General features: G+C 64.0%; 16 protein-coding genes. 5 read left to right on the top strand and 11 right to left on the bottom strand.

Going from position 1 to position 17,897, the window contains the following annotated elements:
- Positions 1-5: 5 nt before the first annotated feature.
- Entirely contained in the window at positions 6-563 is a 558-nt protein-coding gene (locus PALO_RS12720) for a hypothetical protein (protein ID WP_015582091.1), read from the bottom strand.
- A 382-nt stretch (positions 564-945) separates the two neighbouring features.
- Between PALO_RS12720 and PALO_RS01045 the strand changes: the two genes are divergently transcribed.
- Complete coding sequence (locus PALO_RS01045; RefSeq protein WP_041709914.1) at positions 946-1,908, top strand: N-acetylglucosamine kinase; 963 nt, start codon at positions 946-948, stop codon at positions 1,906-1,908.
- 102 nt (positions 1,909-2,010) lie between these two features.
- On the opposite strand, the gene purQ is transcribed toward PALO_RS01045, so the two are convergent.
- On the bottom strand, positions 2,011-2,685 hold the full coding sequence (purQ, locus tag PALO_RS01040) for a phosphoribosylformylglycinamidine synthase subunit PurQ (protein WP_015582088.1): 675 nt from the start codon (positions 2,683-2,685) through the stop codon (positions 2,011-2,013).
- A 2-nt stretch (positions 2,686-2,687) separates the two neighbouring features.
- Positions 2,688-3,977 (bottom strand): phosphoribosylaminoimidazolesuccinocarboxamide synthase, encoded by a 1,290-nt coding sequence (locus tag PALO_RS01035; protein WP_015582087.1) that lies wholly within the window; start codon positions 3,975-3,977, stop codon positions 2,688-2,690.
- 134 nt (positions 3,978-4,111) lie between these two features.
- On the opposite strand from PALO_RS01035, the gene ahpC reads away from it, so the two are divergent.
- From ahpC to PALO_RS01020, 3 genes are all read left to right on the top strand, one after another.
- The gene (gene ahpC, locus PALO_RS01030; RefSeq protein WP_015582086.1) at positions 4,112-4,675 is read left to right on the top strand and encodes an alkyl hydroperoxide reductase subunit C; all 564 of its coding nucleotides are present in this window, start codon (positions 4,112-4,114) and stop codon (positions 4,673-4,675) included.
- Between the two features lie 97 nt (positions 4,676-4,772).
- Positions 4,773-6,347, top strand: coding sequence for an alkyl hydroperoxide reductase subunit F (gene ahpF / locus PALO_RS01025; protein ID WP_015582085.1), 1,575 nt, complete (start codon positions 4,773-4,775; stop codon positions 6,345-6,347).
- A 6-nt stretch (positions 6,348-6,353) separates the two neighbouring features.
- On the top strand, positions 6,354-7,304 hold the full coding sequence (locus tag PALO_RS01020) for a LysR substrate-binding domain-containing protein (protein WP_015582084.1): 951 nt from the start codon (positions 6,354-6,356) through the stop codon (positions 7,302-7,304).
- A gap of 142 nt (positions 7,305-7,446) precedes the next feature.
- On the opposite strand, the gene purB is transcribed toward PALO_RS01020, so the two are convergent.
- The 4 genes from purB to PALO_RS01000 all read right to left on the bottom strand — a co-directional run bounded on the left by purB (position 7,447) and on the right by PALO_RS01000 (position 12,731).
- The gene (gene purB, locus PALO_RS01015) at positions 7,447-8,880 is read right to left on the bottom strand and encodes an adenylosuccinate lyase (RefSeq protein WP_015582083.1); all 1,434 of its coding nucleotides are present in this window, start codon (positions 8,878-8,880) and stop codon (positions 7,447-7,449) included.
- Positions 8,877-10,199, bottom strand: coding sequence for a phosphoribosylamine--glycine ligase (gene purD / locus PALO_RS01010; RefSeq protein WP_004809212.1), 1,323 nt, complete (start codon positions 10,197-10,199; stop codon positions 8,877-8,879). Before purD ends, purB begins: the two co-directional genes overlap by 4 nt.
- A gap of 97 nt (positions 10,200-10,296) precedes the next feature.
- Entirely contained in the window at positions 10,297-11,595 is a 1,299-nt protein-coding gene (locus tag PALO_RS01005) for an adenylosuccinate synthase (RefSeq protein WP_080564852.1), read from the bottom strand.
- 164 nt (positions 11,596-11,759) lie between these two features.
- Complete coding sequence (locus PALO_RS01000) at positions 11,760-12,731, bottom strand: GNAT family N-acetyltransferase (protein WP_187290328.1); 972 nt, start codon at positions 12,729-12,731, stop codon at positions 11,760-11,762.
- A 69-nt stretch (positions 12,732-12,800) separates the two neighbouring features.
- On the opposite strand from PALO_RS01000, the gene PALO_RS00995 reads away from it, so the two are divergent.
- Positions 12,801-13,535 carry a FadR/GntR family transcriptional regulator gene (locus PALO_RS00995; RefSeq protein ID WP_015582081.1) on the top strand — a complete coding sequence of 245 codons (735 nt, stop codon included), beginning with the start codon at positions 12,801-12,803 and terminating at the stop codon, positions 13,533-13,535.
- Positions 13,536-13,606: 71 nt separating this feature from the next.
- Here the strand turns inward: PALO_RS00995 and PALO_RS00990 are convergent, their stop codons facing one another.
- The 4 genes from PALO_RS00990 to PALO_RS00975 are packed head-to-tail and all read right to left on the bottom strand — an operon-like array spanning position 13,607 to position 17,820.
- Positions 13,607-14,296: an N-acetylmannosamine-6-phosphate 2-epimerase gene (locus PALO_RS00990; RefSeq protein WP_015582080.1), complete on the bottom strand. Its 690-nt coding sequence runs from the start codon at positions 14,294-14,296 to the stop codon at positions 13,607-13,609.
- A 40-nt stretch (positions 14,297-14,336) separates the two neighbouring features.
- On the bottom strand, positions 14,337-15,302 hold the full coding sequence (locus tag PALO_RS00985; protein ID WP_015582079.1) for a dihydrodipicolinate synthase family protein: 966 nt from the start codon (positions 15,300-15,302) through the stop codon (positions 14,337-14,339).
- Positions 15,299-16,201 (bottom strand): DUF4862 family protein, encoded by a 903-nt coding sequence (locus PALO_RS00980; protein WP_015582078.1) that lies wholly within the window; start codon positions 16,199-16,201, stop codon positions 15,299-15,301. The genes PALO_RS00985 and PALO_RS00980 overlap by 4 nt, the downstream gene beginning before the upstream one ends.
- A 14-nt stretch (positions 16,202-16,215) precedes the next feature.
- A complete protein-coding gene (locus tag PALO_RS00975; protein WP_004809227.1) occupies positions 16,216-17,820 on the bottom strand; it encodes an MFS transporter in 1,605 nt (534 codons plus the stop codon).
- Positions 17,821-17,897: the final 77 nt, after the last annotated feature.

The raw sequence follows: 17,897 nt of genomic DNA, 5'->3' as shown, positions 1-17,897 counted from the left end.
GGGCCTCAGCGGCCGGCGCGGTAATCGTTGAGAAGTTCGACGGACAGGTTGTACCAGTTGTCGTAACGGTCAGGGTATGCGGAACGCTGCACGGCCTGGGCCAGCTGACCGGGGTTCATGGTCTGCCAGCCAGGCTGCTGAATGACACCAGGGTTACTTCCGAAGGAGTTGATTCCATAGAAGGACTGGGCAGCGAAGACCGGGTCCATGATCTGCTCGACGGACCCCCAGCCGGTGGACGGGCGCTGCTGGAACAGACCGACGGAATCGCGGTCACCGTAGTTGAGATTGCGCAGGCTGGACTCCTGCATGGCAGCCATGATCGCGGCGTGAATGGCATTGTCCTTACCAGCAGGATCGATGGCATTGGATTCTTCAGCAACACGAATGATGGTGTAGGCATTCTGACGTTGCTCAGCGGTCAGGCTTGCAGCCGAGACGCTGGATGTGGAGGCTGCAGGAGCTGCCTGAGCCACCGTGGAGGCGGCCACACCGGCTCCCGTCAGCGCCATGGTGAGAGCCGCGGCCGAACCGACCAGTCGTGCCGTTGTTTTCCCGAACATGTCGTCACCTTTCGTCGACGTCAATCAGCACATTACGGTCGCCGGTCTCATCGTCAACGGATCCCCATCAATGAATGACACCATTGTCGTCTTGAAGGCTAGTTCCATTGCCAGAGGAACTTCTAACCATGATCACGACCCATGAGGAATTGGGGAAATGCCACCATGAGATTTCCCCTGTCGCCATGATCATAAAGACATTGCACAATTCAGACAAAGAACTTCACACGGCTACGGATCAGGACATGCCCGAGGATGAGCCGTTCGCCGTGAGTGAACCAACACCTGTCCGAAAGGGCACCTCACTCTGTTCGATCGAACTATGTGATCGTCCCAGTCCCCCGATGGGCATGGTGCCGGCTCTCCCCATACCCTTGACCCCATGAGTGATGCCGCGCGAAGTGATTCCGCCCCCACCGGTCCCGTCCTCGCCGTCGACGCCGGACAATCCAGCACCCGTGTCCGCTGCGAGCCGGGCCCTTGGGGCCCAGGTTGGATGGTCACCTCGTCCGGTGTGCGTACTGCCCTCCCCCTCGCCTCGCAATTTGCGACCGTCATGGCTGACGTCGTGACAGCCCACCCCGAAGTCACCGGATCCGACTGCACGGTGACCATCGGGTCATCGGGAGCCCGCGACGACGAGGATCCCGTTCCCGTCCTGGAGGCACTCAAACCCTACGGTGTCGGTCGGGTACTGCTGGCCCATGACTCCATCACCTCCTACCTGGGCGCCCTGGGCGACCAGCTGGGGGTCGTCACGGCAGCCGGAACCGGCGTCATCACGCTGGCCGTCGGCCACCACGATGTCGCCCGCGTCGACGGCTGGGGTTACGTCATCGGCGATGCCGGATCGGCGTTCTGGCTGGGCCGCCATGCCCTCGACGCCGTCATGCGCGCCCACGACGGTCGTGGCGAACAGACGATCCTCAGCGAGACCATCGGCGGAGATTTCGACGACATCGAGGCCGCCTACCTGGAACTCCACGCCGATCCACTCATGGTCTCGCACATTGCCGCCTACTCCGCCAAGGTGACCGCCGCCGCGGAAGGGGGCGATCACGTCGCCCGTGACATCTGCGTGCGTGCGGCCCACGAGCTGGCTCACTCATCCATCACGGGACTGCGCCAGACCCATCTGACCGACGAGGACAGCCCTGCCATCGGCCTGCTGGGGGGAGTCATGAGGTCCCGCCTCATCCATGCGGCGATCGTCGAGAAGATCTCCGTGGCCATGCCGGGAGCGCGCATCGTCGAACCTCTCGGAGAGGGCCTCGACGGGGCCGCAGCCCTGACGGCCGTCAGCCCTGATTCCCCGCTCGGCCAGCGTATCCACGTCGCGCAGTGACGACAGCGTCCGCGACTGCACAGTTCTGACGACACGACGACGGGGTGACCGCATGAGGACCACCCCGTGACACATGTCCGGGAAACCCGGACACCCCGTCTCCTATAGCTGGGCTGACAAGAAGGTCAGCAGGGAGCGGAAGAATTCCAGCCCGTCGGTGCCAGCCCCGGTGAGATCCTCGACAGAATGCTCCGGGTGAGGCATCAGACCGACGACATTACCCGCCTCATTGGTGATGCCAGCGATGTCGTGAGCCGAACCATTCGGATTGGCGGTGTAGCGGAATACGACCTGGTTGTTGGCCTCCAGAGCTGCCAAGGTCGCATTGTCGGCAACATAGTTGCCCTCGCCATGCTTGGCGGCGATTCGAATGCGCTGGCTGGGACGGAAGGCGCAGGTCCACACGGTGTCAACGCTGGCGACCTGAAGCTGCTGCACCGAGCAGTGGAAACGCCGCTTCTCGTTGCGCATCAGGGCGCCAGGCAGCAGGTGAGACTCGCAGAGCACCTGGAATCCGTTGCAGATGCCGAGCACAGGAAGACCAGCTTCCACCGCTTCACGAATGGAGGACATCACCGGCGAGGCTGCAGCCAGGGCGCCCGAGCGCAGATAGTCGCCGTAGGAGAACCCTCCCGGAAGGACGACGGCGTCAACCCCGGCCAGATCCGTCGAGGCGTACCACAGCGGCACGGGCTCAGCCCCGGCCAGGCGAACAGCCCTTGCGGCATCCTGGTTGTCAAGGGTTCCGGGGAAGGTGACGACTCCGATACGTGTCATCGTCAGTCCTCCACGCGCACGTCGAAGGACTCGATGACGGTGTTGGCCAGCAGCTCGGAGGCGACCTGACGGATCTCGTCGAGACGATCCTCCAGCCCCTCACCGGTGATTTCAAAACGCTTGCCCTGGCGCACCGTCAGGCCGTCATGGCCGAGCCGGGCGAACACCGACGTGATGGCCTTGCCCTGGGGATCGAGGATCTCGGGCTTGGGCATGACCTCCACCACTACACGTGACATGCCACCAATCCTATCGGCACTACGGGGATCCGGCTCGTCGGGGACATCGACTGCGTCAGGAACACTGGCATCGGGAGCAACGACGGGAGTCGACATCGCACCCTGAACAGGCCCGACACCACCTTCCGGCGGAAGCACGGAATCAGACGACTGTTCAGCATCCGAGACGGCGACGACGTCATCCTGGGGCATCTGCCCGCCGGTCAGACGCGCCCACGCCTCCTCATAGCGACGGCTGGTGGCCTCGACGACCTCCGCGGGCAGAGCCGGGGGCTCCTCGTCGCTGGACCGATCCCATCCCGACTCCTTGGTGAGCCAGTCACGCACGTACTGCTTGTCAAAGGAGTCGGCGCTCTTACCGGGCTGCCAGGTCTCCGCGTCCCAAAACCGCGAGGAGTCAGGGGTGAGGACCTCGTCAGCGAGGACGATGGTGCCATCGGCGCGACGGCCGAATTCGAACTTGGTGTCGGCGAGGATGATGCCGCGCTCACGGGCGATCTCCTCGGCTCGCTGGTAGATCCGCAGCGAGAGGTCGTGCAGTTGGGCGGCGACCTCAGGACCAACGAGTTTCACCAGGTGCAGGTAGTCGATGTTCTCGTCATGCTCACCCTGGGGAGCCTTGGCCGCCGGGGTGAAGATGGGCTCCTCGAGCCGGGAACCATCCTGCAGCCCCTCAGGCAGGCGGATTCCGCACACCGCGTGATTGCGCTGGTATTCGGCCCAGCCGGAACCCGTCAGGTAACCACGCACCACGCATTCAACGGGGAACATCTCCAGTTCCTCGACGATCATGGCTCGTCCGGCGACCTCAGTGGGAACATCCAGACTGACGAGATGGTTATCGACGATGTCGGCCAGTTGGTCGAACCACCACAACGACACGTTCGTCAGGATTGCTCCCTTCCCGGGAACCCCCGGGGTCAGGACGTGGTCGTAGGCGCTGATCCGGTCAGTGGCAACCATGAGAAGGCGGCCCGGCTGATCGGGGAGGCGATAAAGGCGACGGACCTTGCCCTCAGCCAGCAACGGGAGTTCGAGGTGCGGAGTGACCATGGGGGCATCATGCCACGGTTGTGGGCCCTGACGACACAGAGAGCCCTGATTCGCCTCTAACATAGGCATTGACTATGGCGAACCTATCAGTGATAGTGTTGAACTATCACTTCGTCGACCAGAGAGGACTCATCATGAGTCTCATCAACACCAAGATCGTCCCCTTCAAGTCCAACGCCTTTCGCAATGGGGACTTCATTGAGGTCTCCGACGCCGACATCAATGGCAAGTGGGCCATCTTCTTCTTCTACCCCGGTGACTTCACCTTCGTCTGCCCGACCGAGCTGGGTGACCTCGCCGACCACTACGAGGAGCTGCAGGCGATGGACGTCGAGGTGTTCTCGGTGTCCACCGACTCGCACTTCGTCCACAAGGCCTGGCACTCCGACTCCGACACCGTCGGCAAGGTCAACTACACGATGATCGGCGACCCGAACCTCCAGCTGACCCGCAACTTCGACGTCGAGCGCGAGGGAGCCGGGCAGGCCGACCGCGCAACCTTCCTCGTCGATCCCGACGGCGTCATCCAGTTCTACGAGCTGACCGCTGAGGGCATCGGACGCAACGCCACCGAGCTGGTCCGCAAGGTCAAGGCCGCCCAGTACGTCTACACCCACCCCGGCGAGGTCTGCCCCGCCAAGTGGGAAGAGGGATCTGACACCCTCGCCCCGTCGATCGACCTCGTCGGCAAGATCTGAGCTCCGACCCGAGCACCTGCCGCAGGGGCGATCGTCCCTGCGACGGATCCCCGGACCGGCACGTCCATATCCCCCTACTTCCCCACCCAGGAGAATCATGCTTGACAACGCCCTGACCACCCAGCTCAAGACCTACCTCGAGATGGTGCGCGAGCCCATCGTCCTGGTGCCCTCTCCCTACCGGGGAGACGACGCCACCAAGGCATCGAAGTCGGCCCAGATGGACGAGTTGCTCGCCGAGATCGCCACCCTGTCGGACAAGGTGAGCGTCGGCGACCCCGTCGACAACGAGCGGACCCCGTCCTTCGCCATCACCTCTCCAAGCTCCCAGAGCGACATCCGCTTCGCCGGTCTGCCGATGGGCCACGAGTTCACCTCCCTGGTGCTGGCCCTGCTCCAGGTCGGTGGCCACCCCGTCAAGGAGGAGCAGTCCCTCATCGACGCGGTGCGGGCAGTCAAGGGGGAACACCACTTCGTCACCTACATGTCGCTGACCTGCCAGAACTGCCCGACGGTGGTTCAGGCCCTCAACGCGATGGCCGTCCTCAACCCGAACATCCATCACACCGCCGTCGAGGGTGGCACCCACACCGACGAGGTGGAGGCCAAGGGCATCGCCTCGGTGCCGGCCATCTACCTGGACGGCGAGGACTGGGGCTCGGGCCGCATGGACATGGCCGAGATCCTCGAACGTCTCGATGCCAACGCCGCTCAGGGAGCCAAGGAGAACCTGTCCGAGCGCGATCCGTACGACGTGCTCGTCGTTGGCGCTGGCCCTGCTGGTGCCGCCGCTGCCGTCTACGCCGCCCGCAAGGGTATTCGCACGGCGATGGTGGGGTCTCGAGTCGGCGGCCAGGTACTCGACACCGAGGCCATCGACAACCTCGTCTCCGTGCCTCACACCACTGGCCCGAAGCTGGCCGACGCCCTGCGGGCCCACGTCAATGGCTACGACATCGACGTCATCGAGCGTCAGACCGCCAGCACCCTGGAGACTGCCGACGGCATGACGACGGTGCGTCTGACTGACGGCGACCTGCGTGCCCGCTCGGTCGTCATCGCGACTGGTGCTCGCTGGCGCAACCTCGGCGTTCCCGGTGAGGAGGAGTACCGCACCAAGGGTGTCACCTACTGCCCGCACTGCGACGGCCCACTGTTCAAGGGCAAGAGGGTCGCCGTCGTCGGTGGTGGAAACTCCGGAATCGAGGCGGCAATCGACCTGGCCGGCGTCGTCGACCACGTCACCGTCGTCGAGTTCCTCGACGTTCTCAAGGCCGACGACGTGCTGCTGCGCACCCTCAAGTCGCTGCCGAACATCGACGTCATCACATCGGCCCGCACCACTCAGATTCTGGGCGACGGCTCCAAGGTGACGGGACTGGAGTACGAGGACCGCACCAGCGGCGAGGTCAAGACCATCGAGCTGGCTGGCGTCTTCGTCCAGATCGGCCTGCTGCCCAACACCGAGTGGCTGGAAGGCGCCGTGGAGCGCACTGGCCGCGGCGAGGTCGTCATCGACGAGCGCGGTGGCACCTCGGTGCCCGGCGTCTTCGCTGCCGGTGACTGCACCACCCAGCCCTACAAGCAGATCATCATCTCGATGGGTGCTGGCGCGACGGCAGCACTCGGGGCCTTCGACTACCTCATTCGTCAGAACCCCGCGCAGAACTGAGTCCGCGTGAACCTTCGTGATCTGAGATATCTCGTCGCCCTAGCCGAAGAACACCACTTCGGTCGGGCGGCGGGGGCGTGCGGCGTCAGTCAACCGACCTTGTCGACCCAGATCCACCGACTCGAGAATGAGCTCGGTGTGCCGCTGGCCGTCAGGGCGGGACGACGCATCGAGATCACCCCAGTGGGCGAGCGTATCGCCCAGACCGCCCGGGAAATGCTGGTGTTGGCTGACGACATCCGGACCCTGGCCCTGGAGGAGTCCGAGCGGACGACCCGCCAGCTCAAGGTCGGGGTCTTCCCCACCCTGGGGCCGTTCCTGCTGCCACGCATCATCGCTCGGTTCGACCAGCACGAACCGGGGGTCAACATCCATGTGGTGGAGAAACGCACTGCCAGGCTGCTGGAGGCCGTCCATCAGGGGGATCTCGACGTCGCCGTGGTGGCTGCCCCGGTCGAGGATGAGACCCTGACGGCAATCCCGGTCTTCCGGGAGGAGTTCCTGTTGGTGACGGGGGTTGACGACGAGTTGGCCCACGAAGAGGGGCCGATCGACCCCCACGACGTCTCGACCGATGGGCTCATCCTGATGTCCGAGGGACACTGTTTGCGTGACCAGGTGCTCGAGGTGTGCAGCCCATCTGGCCCGATGCCACCGAATGGCTTGTCGGCAGGGTCCCTCGCGACCATCCGCGAGCTGGTGTCAGTGGGGGCAGGACGAACGTTGATGCCACGCAGCGCGGTGTCGGCACCCAAGCCGAAGGACCCCCGCATCGTCGTCCGAGAGTTCACCCGACCCCGACCTCACCGAGACATCGTGGTGTGTGGCAGGCCTGCAGCCATGACACGTCCATCAGTCCTGACCCTGATCAACATCCTTCGGGATCTCCCCGGCGACATCGTCGAGCCGCTGGGCGTCGATGGGGCGACGTTATGCTCCCATGGTCTGGGGAACTGAGGGTCCGAACCCAACCCACTCCCCCATTGCCGCTCGTCAACTGCGCCAGATTTTATGGCGTAGGTGAGGCACAACTGGCGCAGATGTGGAAAGGAGGGCCGACTCAGCGAGCCGGCCCTCCCGTAGTACTCAGATCACCGCGTCACAGCACCAGACCAGGCAGGTAGCTGGCAGCCTCGGGGTATTCCCGGACGATGTCCTCGACCTTGGCGCACAGCGCCTCGACCTGGTCCTGAGCCCCACCAGTGAGATCCAGCGGCGATGAGACCAGGCCGCGCAACTGCTCCTTGGTCAGCGGGATCCGCGGGTCGGCAGCCAGACGGGCGAAGAGATCGTTCTCGGTCGTGCCGGTCTCACGCATCTCCAGGGCGACGGCCACGGCGTGCTCCTTGATGGCCTCGTGAGCGTCCTCGCGACCGACGCCAGCGCGGACGCAAGCCATCAGGATCTTCGTCGTCGTCAGGAAGGGCAGGTAACGCTCCAACTCGGCCTCGATGACGGCCGGGAAGGCGCCGAAGTCGCCGAGGATCGTCAGGAAGGTCTCGAAGGCCCCGTCAATGGCGTAGAAGGAATCCGACAGAGCGACGCGACGCACCACGGAGCAGGAGACGTCGCCCTCGTTCCACTGCACACCGGCCAGACCGGTGACCATGGTGAGGTATCCGCGCAGGACGACGAGGAAACCGTTGACGCGCTCGCAGGAGCGGGCATTCATCTTGTGCGGCATCGCCGAGGACCCAACCTGGCCAGGCTTGAACCCCTCGGTGACGAGCTCGTTGCCGGCCATCAGGCGGATTGACGTCGCCAGGTTCGACGGCCCCGACAGCACCTGCACCAGCGTCGAGATGACCTCGAAGTCCAGGGATCTCGGGTAGATCTGGCCGGTCGAGGTCAGCACCTGGTTGAAGCCGAGGTGATCGGCGACCCGATGCTCGAGATCGTCAAGCTTGGAGTCATCCCCACCGAGCAGGTCGAGCATGTCCTGGGAAGTTCCCATCGGCCCCTTGATTCCGCGAGCCGGATACCGCTCGATGAGCTCGTTGACGTGCTCCCACGCCACCAACATCTCGTCGATGGTGGTCGCGAACCTCTTGCCCAGGGTCGTCACCTGGGCAGCAACGTTGTGGGACCGACCAGCGATCGGCTGATCCGAGTACTGGGCAGCCAGTCGGGACAGCTGGTTCAGGGTGGCGACCATCTTGTCGCGCACCAACTTCAGCGACTCCAGCACCTGCATCTGCTCGATGTTCTCGGTGAGGTCGCGGCTCGTCATGCCCTTGTGGATGTGCTCATGACCGGCCAGGGCGTTGAACTCCTCGATCCGAGCCTTGACGTCGTGTCGTGTGACGGCCTCACGCTCGGCGATCGAGTCCAGATCGACGTTGTCGAGAACAGCCTGGTAGTCGGCCAACACCTGCTCGGGATCGTCGCCCCCAAAGCTGACGCCGAGGTCCGCCTGGGCCTCGAGGACGGCCAGCCATAGCCTGCGCTCGGCACGGATCTTGTTCTCCGGCGTCCAGATGGAGCGCATCGCCGAAGAGGCGTAACGGGTGGCAAGGATGTTGGGAACGCTCATGAATTCTCCCCGTCTGTCGGGTTGCTGGGATTGTTCTCGGATTGGGGCGCGAGTTCGTCGGCCATCTCGTCGACGGCCTCGAGCTCAGCTGCGTGAAGGGCAATGTCAGTGCGGTGGAACCCGCCACTCACCTCGAGCTGGTTAACCCTGCTGTAGGCATCAGTACGGGCCCCGGCAAGGGTCTCACCATGGCCAAGCACCACGAGGACGCGGCCACCGCTGGTGACCAGCCCATCCCCCTCGATACGAGTTCCGGCGTGCAGGACGTCCTCGTCATCGACCGGAGCGACAACTCGGCGTCCCTTCACCGGAGATGCAGGATACCCCTCGCTCGCCATGACGACACCGACGGCAGCTCCGCGGCGGAACCGCAGGCCATCTGTTCCGGACACGTCTCCGCGGGCGGCGGCCTGCATGATCTGTGCCAACGGGGACTCCAGCATGCTGAGCAGTGGCTCGGTTTCCGGGTCGCCGAAGCGAACGTTGAACTCGACGACCTTCGGACCGTCAGAGGTCAAGGCCAGCCCCACGTACAGCAGACCGATGAACGGGGTGCCGCGATCTCGCATGGCTGACAGTGTCGGGGAGATCACCGTGTTCGACACTGTCTCGACAAGGTTGTCAGACGCCCATGGCAATGGCGTGTACGCGCCCATTCCGCCAGTGTTGGGACCGACCCCGCCATCACCAACCCGCTTGAAGTCCTGGGCCGGCTGCATGGGGAGAGCACGCTCGCCGTCACAGATCGCGAAAAGGCTCACCTCGGGGCCGTCGAGGTACTCCTCGATGACCACCTGGTGGCCAGAATTGAGGCACTGCTCGGCATGGGCCAGGGCCTCGTCACGGTCCTCGGTGACGACAACTCCCTTGCCACCTGCGAGCCCATCATCCTTGACGACGTGGGGAGCCCCGAATTCGTCGAGGGCTGCACCCACCGAATCGAGGTCACCGCAGGATCGAGATGCGGCGGTGGGAACACCGGCAGAAGCCATGACCTCCTTGGCGAAGGCCTTCGAGCCTTCCAGCCGAGCAGCCTCGGCACTCGGACCGAAGCAATCGATCCCTGCGTCGCGCAGGGCGTCTGCCACCCCCGCGACCAACGGGGCCTCCGGGCCGACGACGACAAGGTCGGCCGCAACCTCGCGGGCAAGGGCGACGACGGCGTCCTTGTCGCACGGGTCGATGGGATGGTTCGTGGCGAAGGATGCCGTTCCGGGGTTACCGGGGGCGGCATGGACGGCAGCGACCTGTGGGTCTCGGTGGCATGCCAGAGCGAGGGCATGCTCGCGACCACCAGATCCGAGGACGATAACAGTCATGCTGGACACGACCTCAAGAGTAGAGGGTGCTCCCGACCGTTTCCCGATCGGTCTTATTCCTCCCCGGCATCGGAGCGGAACACTGCATCGTCAGCTCTCAGTCGATGAGGTCGTTGAGCATGATGGACTGGTCACGACCGGCACCAACACCGATACCGGAGATCCGTGTACCGACGAGCTCCTCGAGACGACGCACGTAGGCCTGGCAGTTGCGCGGCAGATCCTCGAAGGAACGGGCCTTCGAGATATCCTCGCTCCAGCCATCCATGAACTCGTAGACCGGCTTTGCGTGATGCAGGTCGGACTGGGTGACGGGCATGACGTCGGTGCGCTCGCCCTCGACCTCGTAGGCCACACAGACCGGGATGCGATCCCAGCCGGACAGCACGTCGAGCTTGGTGAGGAACAGGTCCGTCACCGAGTTGATCATGACAGCCTGCTGCACCAGCGGGGCGTCGAACCAACCACAGCGACGCGGACGTTTCGTCGTCACGCCGTACTCGCCGCCCTCACGGCGCAGGCGCTCGCCGTCCTCGTCAAACAGCTCGGTCGGGAACGGACCCTCACCAACGCGGGTGGTGTAGGCCTTGGCGATGCCGACGATGCGATCGATGCGCGTCGGCCCGACTCCCGAACCGGTGCAGGCGCCTGCAGCGATGGGGTTGGACGAGGTGACGTACGGGTAGGTGCCGAAGTCGACGTCGAGATGGTGGGCCTGGGCTCCCTCGAAAAGCACGACCTTGCCCTCGTCGAGACCCTTGTTGAGCACGCGCGCGACGTCAACGACATAAGGACGGATGCGCTCGGCATGAGCCAGCAGCCCGTCCGCAACGCGCTCCGGGTCGATGGAGCGGCGGTTGTAGATCTTCACCAGGATCTGGTTCTTCTGATCCAGGGAGGCCTCCACCTTCTGGCGCAGGATCGACTCGTCGAACAGATCCTGGACACGGATGCCCATGCGGTTGATCTTGTCGGAGTAGGCCGGCCCGATGCCACGTCCCGTGGTACCGATGCGACGTTTTCCGAGGAAACGCTCGGTCACCTTGTCAAGGGTCTGGTGGTACGGGGTGATGAGGTGCGCGTTGGCGCTGATGAGCGGGTGCGGGATGTCCACACCACGGCTGCGCAGCGTGTCGATCTCATCAGCCAGCACGTCCAGGTTGAGGACGACACCGTTACCGAGGACCGCAGTGGAGTTCGGGTTGAGGACACCGGACGGCAGCAGGTGCATGAAGAACTTCTCGGCACCGACGACGACGGTGTGTCCAGCATTGTTGCCTCCCGAGTACCGCACGCAGTAGTCAACGCGCTCGGACATCTGGTCGGTGGCCTTGCCCTTGCCCTCGTCACCCCACTGGGTACCCATGACGACGATTCCAGGCATCTGTTCCTCCATTTCCTCGCACCGGTGTGCGGGTTGCCTCCAGTTGCAGGGGCACATGCCGCTCTGCAACCAGGCACACTTTACGTGGTCGCTACGACATCAACGGCGTCAGACCGGGGAGCGAAGGGTTTTTCTCCGCTCCACGTGGCCCTTCGTCGTCAATACGTCACGGTCGATCAGGCGACGGTCGCACCGCCCTCACCAATGGCCCCCTCGCCGACATCGTCGCCGTCATCCGGCAGGACCGGGATCTCCAACAGATCGAGGCTTGCCCCCTCAAGAGGCAGACGCGACGCCAGCGGGCCGAAGTGCGGATCACCACGGTGTCCATCAAAGTTGACGCGCTTGTAACCAGCGTCCTCGGCCCAGCTGATAACCGACGACATCGCCGAGGCGACGGCGGCATCGCCTTCAGGTGTGTCGGCCTGCACGGTCTCTGCCACAACCGTCGGGTTCTCGTCGACGAAGACGAAGGCGACGGCTGCCGGCTGACCGTCGATGAGGGCGACCCGGGTGGCGCCCGCGTCGAGGTCCTCGAGCTCCTGCCGCAGCGCCTCGTGAGCGGCCTCGCTGTCATCAACCGGCGACCATGACTCGTGCATCCACACATAGATCTGTTCCCAGAGCGTCTCGAGCACACCAGGGGCCAGGGTGGAGCCCGAAATGGCACCTCCCGGGCCGACGCTGACCTCTGCGAGGGATTCAATGGCCCGGCCGAAGTGGCGACGCGGCAACTCGAATGGCGGGCAGGAAGCGTAAACCTCACCGCCCAGGGAAAGGATGAAATTCTCGGCGTCCGAGCCGACAATGGCCTTGGTGGCCAGGGGCCGCTTCACCCGCTGCTGAATCTGGCGCACCAGGCGGGTGCCGATACGACGCCCACGGGAATCAGGATGGATCTCCACATCAATGAAACGACGGGTACGATGCACCACGGCGAGCCAGGAAACCGCGTACCCGACGATGCGGTCCTCGTGGAGGGCGACCCGGGCGACGACGTCGGGACGATCAATGCGATCGATCAGTGATCCTGGTTCCCCGAAGGTGATCACCTTGACGTCTTCAGGCCGCATGTCGCGGAAAACAACGTGCTCACTCATGTCGCGCTCCTGACTCTGACGACGACTTTGACGTCGCTGTGTCCCCATTCTGTCGCCTTTTGCGAGCCCGCGTCGACCAGGGAGGTTATCCGGTGCCAAGATCATGCAGGTCATGACATGATTAGCGGCATGTCAGACCCGAAGGATGTCGTCCACCTGGCCGATAACCTCAACCCTGCGGCGCAGCGGATGTTTGAGTGGATTCTCTCCTCGGACCTGACCCCCGGAGATCCCATTCCGATCGAGCAGGATTTGGCGACTCAGTTCGGTATGGCGCGCGGCACTGTTCGTGAGGCGGTGCGGGAATTGCGGGCGCTGGGAATCCTCGAGGTCCGACGCGGCTTGGGCACCTACCTGTCGACAGCCTCCGCGTCGACGATTCGTCCGGGGCTCGTGTATCGCGGCGTCAAGCAGGTCGGCGCCGACACCGCCGGGAACAGGGACCTCACGGGGTTGCGAGAGATGGTGGAGGTCCGCGCATTGCTGGAGTGCTCGTTGGCAGCCGAGGTGACCGGCTCCATCAGCGCAGCGACCGGTCGCGAACTGCACGCTCTGGCAGCACGCATGGACGACCCCAGGGACTCCGCGTCGGCAGATCGCCAATTCCACCGGACGCTCTACGCCGGTGTGGACAATCAGCTGGCTCGCGAGCTCATTGATGTGTTCTGGGACTCCCTCAACCTCGCCGATCTCCGACTGCCGCCAACCAACACCGTCAAGGCCACCCGTGACGCCCACGACCGCATCGCGGACTGCGTCGTCGGCAACGATCCTGAGGTCAGCCGTGACGCCATGTGGCATCACTTCGATGCCATCCGGGAGCGGCTTGGCGGGGCGCCCACCCAGCGGTAACGCCCACGCACCGCCTTGCCCGGAGCGTGACGAGGGGGCCTGCCTACTGGCAAGCCCTCTGTGACGGCCCATTACTTCAGAGCCTCGCGGAACCAGCCCGTGATCGAGGTCGGGTGGGTGATCGCTGTTCCCACGACGACGGCATGGGCGCCCAGATCCATTGCCCGTCGCGCCTGCTCAGGGGTGTGGATGCGTCCTTCAGCAATGACCGGACGACTACCGTCGAGCCCCGTGACGAGAGTCTCGATGACCTCGTAATCAGGACCGTCCGTCCTGGGGCGTTCACCGGTGTAGCCGGACAGCGTCGTACCGATGAGGTCGGCCCCCGCCTCGGCCGCCGCGAAACCGTCGTCAGCCGATCCACAGTCAGCCATGACGACGACGTCGTACTCATCCTTGAGACCTGCGATGGTCTGGGCCAGGCTCAGGCCGTCGGCGCGCTCCCGCCGGGTGCCGTCGAGGGCGACGATGTCAGCCCCGGCAGCGGCCACGCAGCGCGCGTGACGAAGGGTCGGGGTGATGTAGATGCCCTCGTCACCCTCCTTCCAGATGCCGACCACCGGGACGCTGACGCGCCCCTTGACTGCGGCGACGTCGGAGAGCCCCTGGGCTCGCACAGCGACTGCTCCCCCGAGCTCGACAGCAGCGGCCATCTGCGCCATGGTCTCCGGGTGCCGGAGAGGTTCTCCTGGGTAGGCTTGGCACGAGACGACGAGGCCTCCCGCCATCGACGCAATGATCCTGTCGGTGAATGCGCTCATGATCGAGTCCTCCTCGGATTGATACTTGTCCTGGACATGATCACGCGAGCTGGCCGACTCGACGCAGCACTTCCGCGACCCTCTCGACATTCTCACCCGTGAGGGTAGGCAGCGGCACGCACATGGTGTTGGTCTCGATCGTTCCCAACAGCTGCATGGCCGTCTTGAAGGCTCCCACACCAGCAGCCGGACCGACGACTCCCTGCGGAACGAACGCGATCTCCATAAGCTCGGTGGCCTTGTCCTGCTCGGTTCGGACCGTCTCCCAGTCGCCCTCACGATAGGCCTTGTACATCTTCACGTAGTTGGTCGCGTCGACGTTCGCCAAACCCGGGACGACACCGTCGGCACCGGACATGAAAGCTCCGTCGACGACGACCTCGTGGCCGGTGAACAGGGCCAGCGGAGAACCTGCGACACGGTTGGCCAGGGCCAGGCGACGGAAGGAGACATCGTCGGCAGAGGAGTCCTTGCATCCAGCGATGACACCCTCACGACCCAGTTTGATCATGAGATCGACGGGCGCCTTGACGTGCACGCACACCGGGATGTCGTAGACGAAGAGCGGCAGTTCGGTGGCCTCGTGCAGGGCGCGGAAGTGGTTCTCGATCTCGGTCGGACCGGTGATCGCGTAGAACGGCGCGGTGGCGACGACGGCGTCGACCCCGATCTCCTCGGCCTGACGAATATGACGGATGACGCGCAGGGTCTCGGTGTCGATGACCCCGGCGAGCAGCGGTACCCGTCCGTCGATGATCCGTTTGGCCTCTCCCAGGACCCGTCCGCGCATCTCGTCGTCGAAGAAGGCGACCTCGGAGGTGGAACCGAGGATGAACAGGCCGTCAACCCCTTGCTCGATGAGGCGATTGATGAGCTTCTCGTAGGAGACGACGTCGAGATCACCGTCGGTGGTCAACGGGGTGACGACGGGGGGAATGACTCCATGGAAGTGAGTGGTCATGGTGGTGTCCTTCGTGGTGTTCGCGATTGTTGTGGTGAGTGTCATGCCGACGCCATGGCGTCATGGATGGAGGTGATCATGGCCAGTCGCTGCTCGACGGTGGCATCGACGGGGGTCTGGACCTTGATGCCCTGGTAGGACTGCACCCCTCGGGCAGCGGCCATGAAGGAGCCGATGAGATCAGTCGTCAACAGGCTGGTCGGCTCGTCATCTCGAAGGGGAAGATGCGCGTCTCCCCAGGCCGGCCCGTACTGGGTGACTTCCGGACCGGCACCAGAGACCATCACTCCACCGAGCAGGCCGGCATCGGCAAGTCGATCGACCTGGCGAGCCGGCAGATCTGGATCATGGGACTCGACAACGCTTCGTCCCCAGTTGACCGTCAGCCGAACTCCGATACCGGAGAGCGCGGTGATCTCGTCATCCAGGCTGAGAAATTCCTTCTCCCCCGGGCCAACTCCGTCCGAAGCATCGCAGTGCTCAATGACGGGAATGAGCTCGGCATCTGCGAAGAGACCGGAAAGCTCCACCAGGGAAGCCTTGAGCGCGGTTGGCTCGGCGTGGTTGCTGGGTGCCGAATGGAGCTCGACGAAGCGGACAACCGGGTGGCCGACCATCTCGTGCAGGGAACGCACATCGTCGACCAAACCAGCGATCCACGTCATTGCTCGCTGACGACCCTCCTCATCGGATGAGGCGAGCCCGAAGTAAGGATCGTTGGCCAGGTGCCCCATCGTCCCGGGAATAGCCGTGACGACGCACTGGGTGAACCGGCCGCGCAGCTGGTCTGCCAGCCAGCGCGGGTCGGCGTCGACGCCATCACGATACGGGATCTCGATCCCGTCGACCCAGCCACCTGCGGCTAGGCCGCGGTACAGGGCCTCCTGATCCAGAACCTCCTGCGGCATGGCTGCGTAGGCGCCCACGATCGTTGGAATGTTCATGACATGCCTCCATATCAGGATGCCACGACGGCATCGGGGTTATTGGATGCGGCGAACTCCTCGTCCACGTGATCCATCCGGTCAGCGGAACGGACATGATCAGGGCGGAACAACTTCTGCATCCGGTATGGGAAGTTGATGGCAATAAGGATGATGATCACTGCGGTGAAGGCGAAGGACAGGATGAACAGCGTCCACCCCAGACCCCAGCTGGACGGCAGAGCGCCGCCGATGCCGGTCGCCGGATCACCCGCCAGCGCTATACCGAGAACCGGGGCAATGGCACCGCCGAGGGCACCCACGTTGTACGAGAAGCCCAGACCAGCGGCCCGCTTCTCAACCGGGAAGTAGTTGGAGATGAACTTCGGCAGCAACCCGGAGATGCCCTGTCCGAACATCTGCTGGACGAAGATGAAGACCCCCAGCAGGACGACCCACACCGTCGAGGAGTGCACCATGTCACGGCTGACGAGGAAGACCGGCAGCACAAGGAACTCCGAGATGAGCAAAGACGTCCAGTAGGCCTTCCGGGTACCGAACTTGTCACCGATGAACCCTGCCATGATGCAGCCAGCAGCGGCGCCGAAAGAGGTTGCGGTCACGAGGTTCGACGCAGTGTCACTGCCCAGCCCCAGAGTCTGACGGTAGTAGGTCGGCAGCAGGGCCTGCAGCGGCCACGAGTAGAGGAAGGCGACAAACACCGTGATCATCACTGCGACGCCGGTCGGCCAGCGCGGCCCCTCGAACTGCACCATGAAGCTCACCATGACGACTGCAACAATGACCCACAGCAGGGCCAGGACAAACCCCGGAACTCCGCTCTTGAACAGGTAGATCACGATGAGGCATCCGAAGGCGACCAGAGCCAGCACGATGTTGATGATGCTGCGCTTCAGGTTACGGGCGAAGAGCATCGTGAACATGTCCGTCTTCTCGACGACTTCACCAGCCGCAGCTCGGGCAGCCTGCTCCTCTCGCATCTTCGCGAAGTCGGCGGCCTCCGGCAGAGCACGCCGCAGCCATAGCGCCAACACGATCGGAATGATTCCCAGTGCGAAGAGGATTCGCCAGGTGTATGGCTCTGCTGATGTGCCCCGCGTGAGGTGCTCGATCAGGGCGTACACCTGAGCCGTCACACCAGCACCGACCGAGAACCCGGAGATGAGGAATCCTGAAGCCTTGTTGCGCAGGCGGACAGGCCACGACTCAATGACATAAGTGGCCGAGGATCCGTACTCGCCAGCCATGCCCATGCCGATGCAGACACGGGCGACGAAGATAACCCAGAACGCCGGGGCGATGGCACAGACGACCGATCCGCCCGCGTACAGCAGGATCGATATGACCATGGCCTCCTTACGACCCACTCGGTCACCGATGGCTCCCAGCAGCAAACCACCGAACCACCGAGCGATGAAGGCGGCCGAAACCAATGTGGCCGTCGCTGCCGCGCCGACATTGAAGGTGCGCCCAATTTCAGTGAGGACCAGAGTGATCATGACGAAGTCGAATCCGTCCAGCAGATATCCGATCCATGCTGCCCAGAAAGACTTCCACTGCGTGCCGGTCAGCTCGTCACGCCATGATTTCTTGGCCGCCGTGGCCTCGACGTTGCTCATACGCCCATCTCCATTGATTGGTCGGGATAGCCCCGCGCATTACATTGGACATTGGATGTCCTACATCAAGGATGAAT

The sequence above is a fragment of the Cutibacterium avidum 44067 genome (assembly GCF_000367205.1).
In the GTDB taxonomy this organism is placed as follows: Bacteria; Actinomycetota; Actinomycetes; order Propionibacteriales; family Propionibacteriaceae; genus Cutibacterium; species Cutibacterium avidum.
This window is presented reverse-complemented; position numbering and strand designations above follow the sequence as displayed.

Bases quoted from the DNA above. Each gene is read 5' to 3' on its own strand.
- PALO_RS12720 (WP_015582091.1), bottom strand. From the start codon at position 563: ATGTTCGGGAAAACAACGGCACGACTGGTCGGTTCGGCCGCGGCTCTC.
- PALO_RS01045 (WP_041709914.1), top strand. From the start codon at position 946: ATGAGTGATGCCGCGCGAAGTGATTCCGCCCCCACCGGTCCCGTCCTC.
- purQ (WP_015582088.1), bottom strand. From the start codon at position 2,685: ATGACACGTATCGGAGTCGTCACCTTCCCCGGAACCCTTGACAACCAG.
- PALO_RS01035 (WP_015582087.1), bottom strand. From the start codon at position 3,977: ATGGTCACTCCGCACCTCGAACTCCCGTTGCTGGCTGAGGGCAAGGTC.
- ahpC (WP_015582086.1), top strand. From the start codon at position 4,112: ATGAGTCTCATCAACACCAAGATCGTCCCCTTCAAGTCCAACGCCTTT.
- ahpF (WP_015582085.1), top strand. From the start codon at position 4,773: ATGCTTGACAACGCCCTGACCACCCAGCTCAAGACCTACCTCGAGATG.
- purB (WP_015582083.1), bottom strand. From the start codon at position 8,880: ATGAGCGTTCCCAACATCCTTGCCACCCGTTACGCCTCTTCGGCGATG.
- purD (WP_004809212.1), bottom strand. From the start codon at position 10,199: ATGACTGTTATCGTCCTCGGATCTGGTGGTCGCGAGCATGCCCTCGCT.
- PALO_RS01005 (WP_080564852.1), bottom strand. From the start codon at position 11,595: ATGGAGGAACAGATGCCTGGAATCGTCGTCATGGGTACCCAGTGGGGT.
- PALO_RS01000 (WP_187290328.1), bottom strand. From the start codon at position 12,731: ATGGGGACACAGCGACGTCAAAGTCGTCGTCAGAGTCAGGAGCGCGAC.
- PALO_RS00995 (WP_015582081.1), top strand. From the start codon at position 12,801: ATGATTAGCGGCATGTCAGACCCGAAGGATGTCGTCCACCTGGCCGAT.
- PALO_RS00990 (WP_015582080.1), bottom strand. From the start codon at position 14,296: ATGAGCGCATTCACCGACAGGATCATTGCGTCGATGGCGGGAGGCCTC.
- PALO_RS00985 (WP_015582079.1), bottom strand. From the start codon at position 15,302: ATGACACTCACCACAACAATCGCGAACACCACGAAGGACACCACCATG.
- PALO_RS00980 (WP_015582078.1), bottom strand. From the start codon at position 16,201: ATGAACATTCCAACGATCGTGGGCGCCTACGCAGCCATGCCGCAGGAG.
- PALO_RS00975 (WP_004809227.1), bottom strand. From the start codon at position 17,820: ATGAGCAACGTCGAGGCCACGGCGGCCAAGAAATCATGGCGTGACGAG.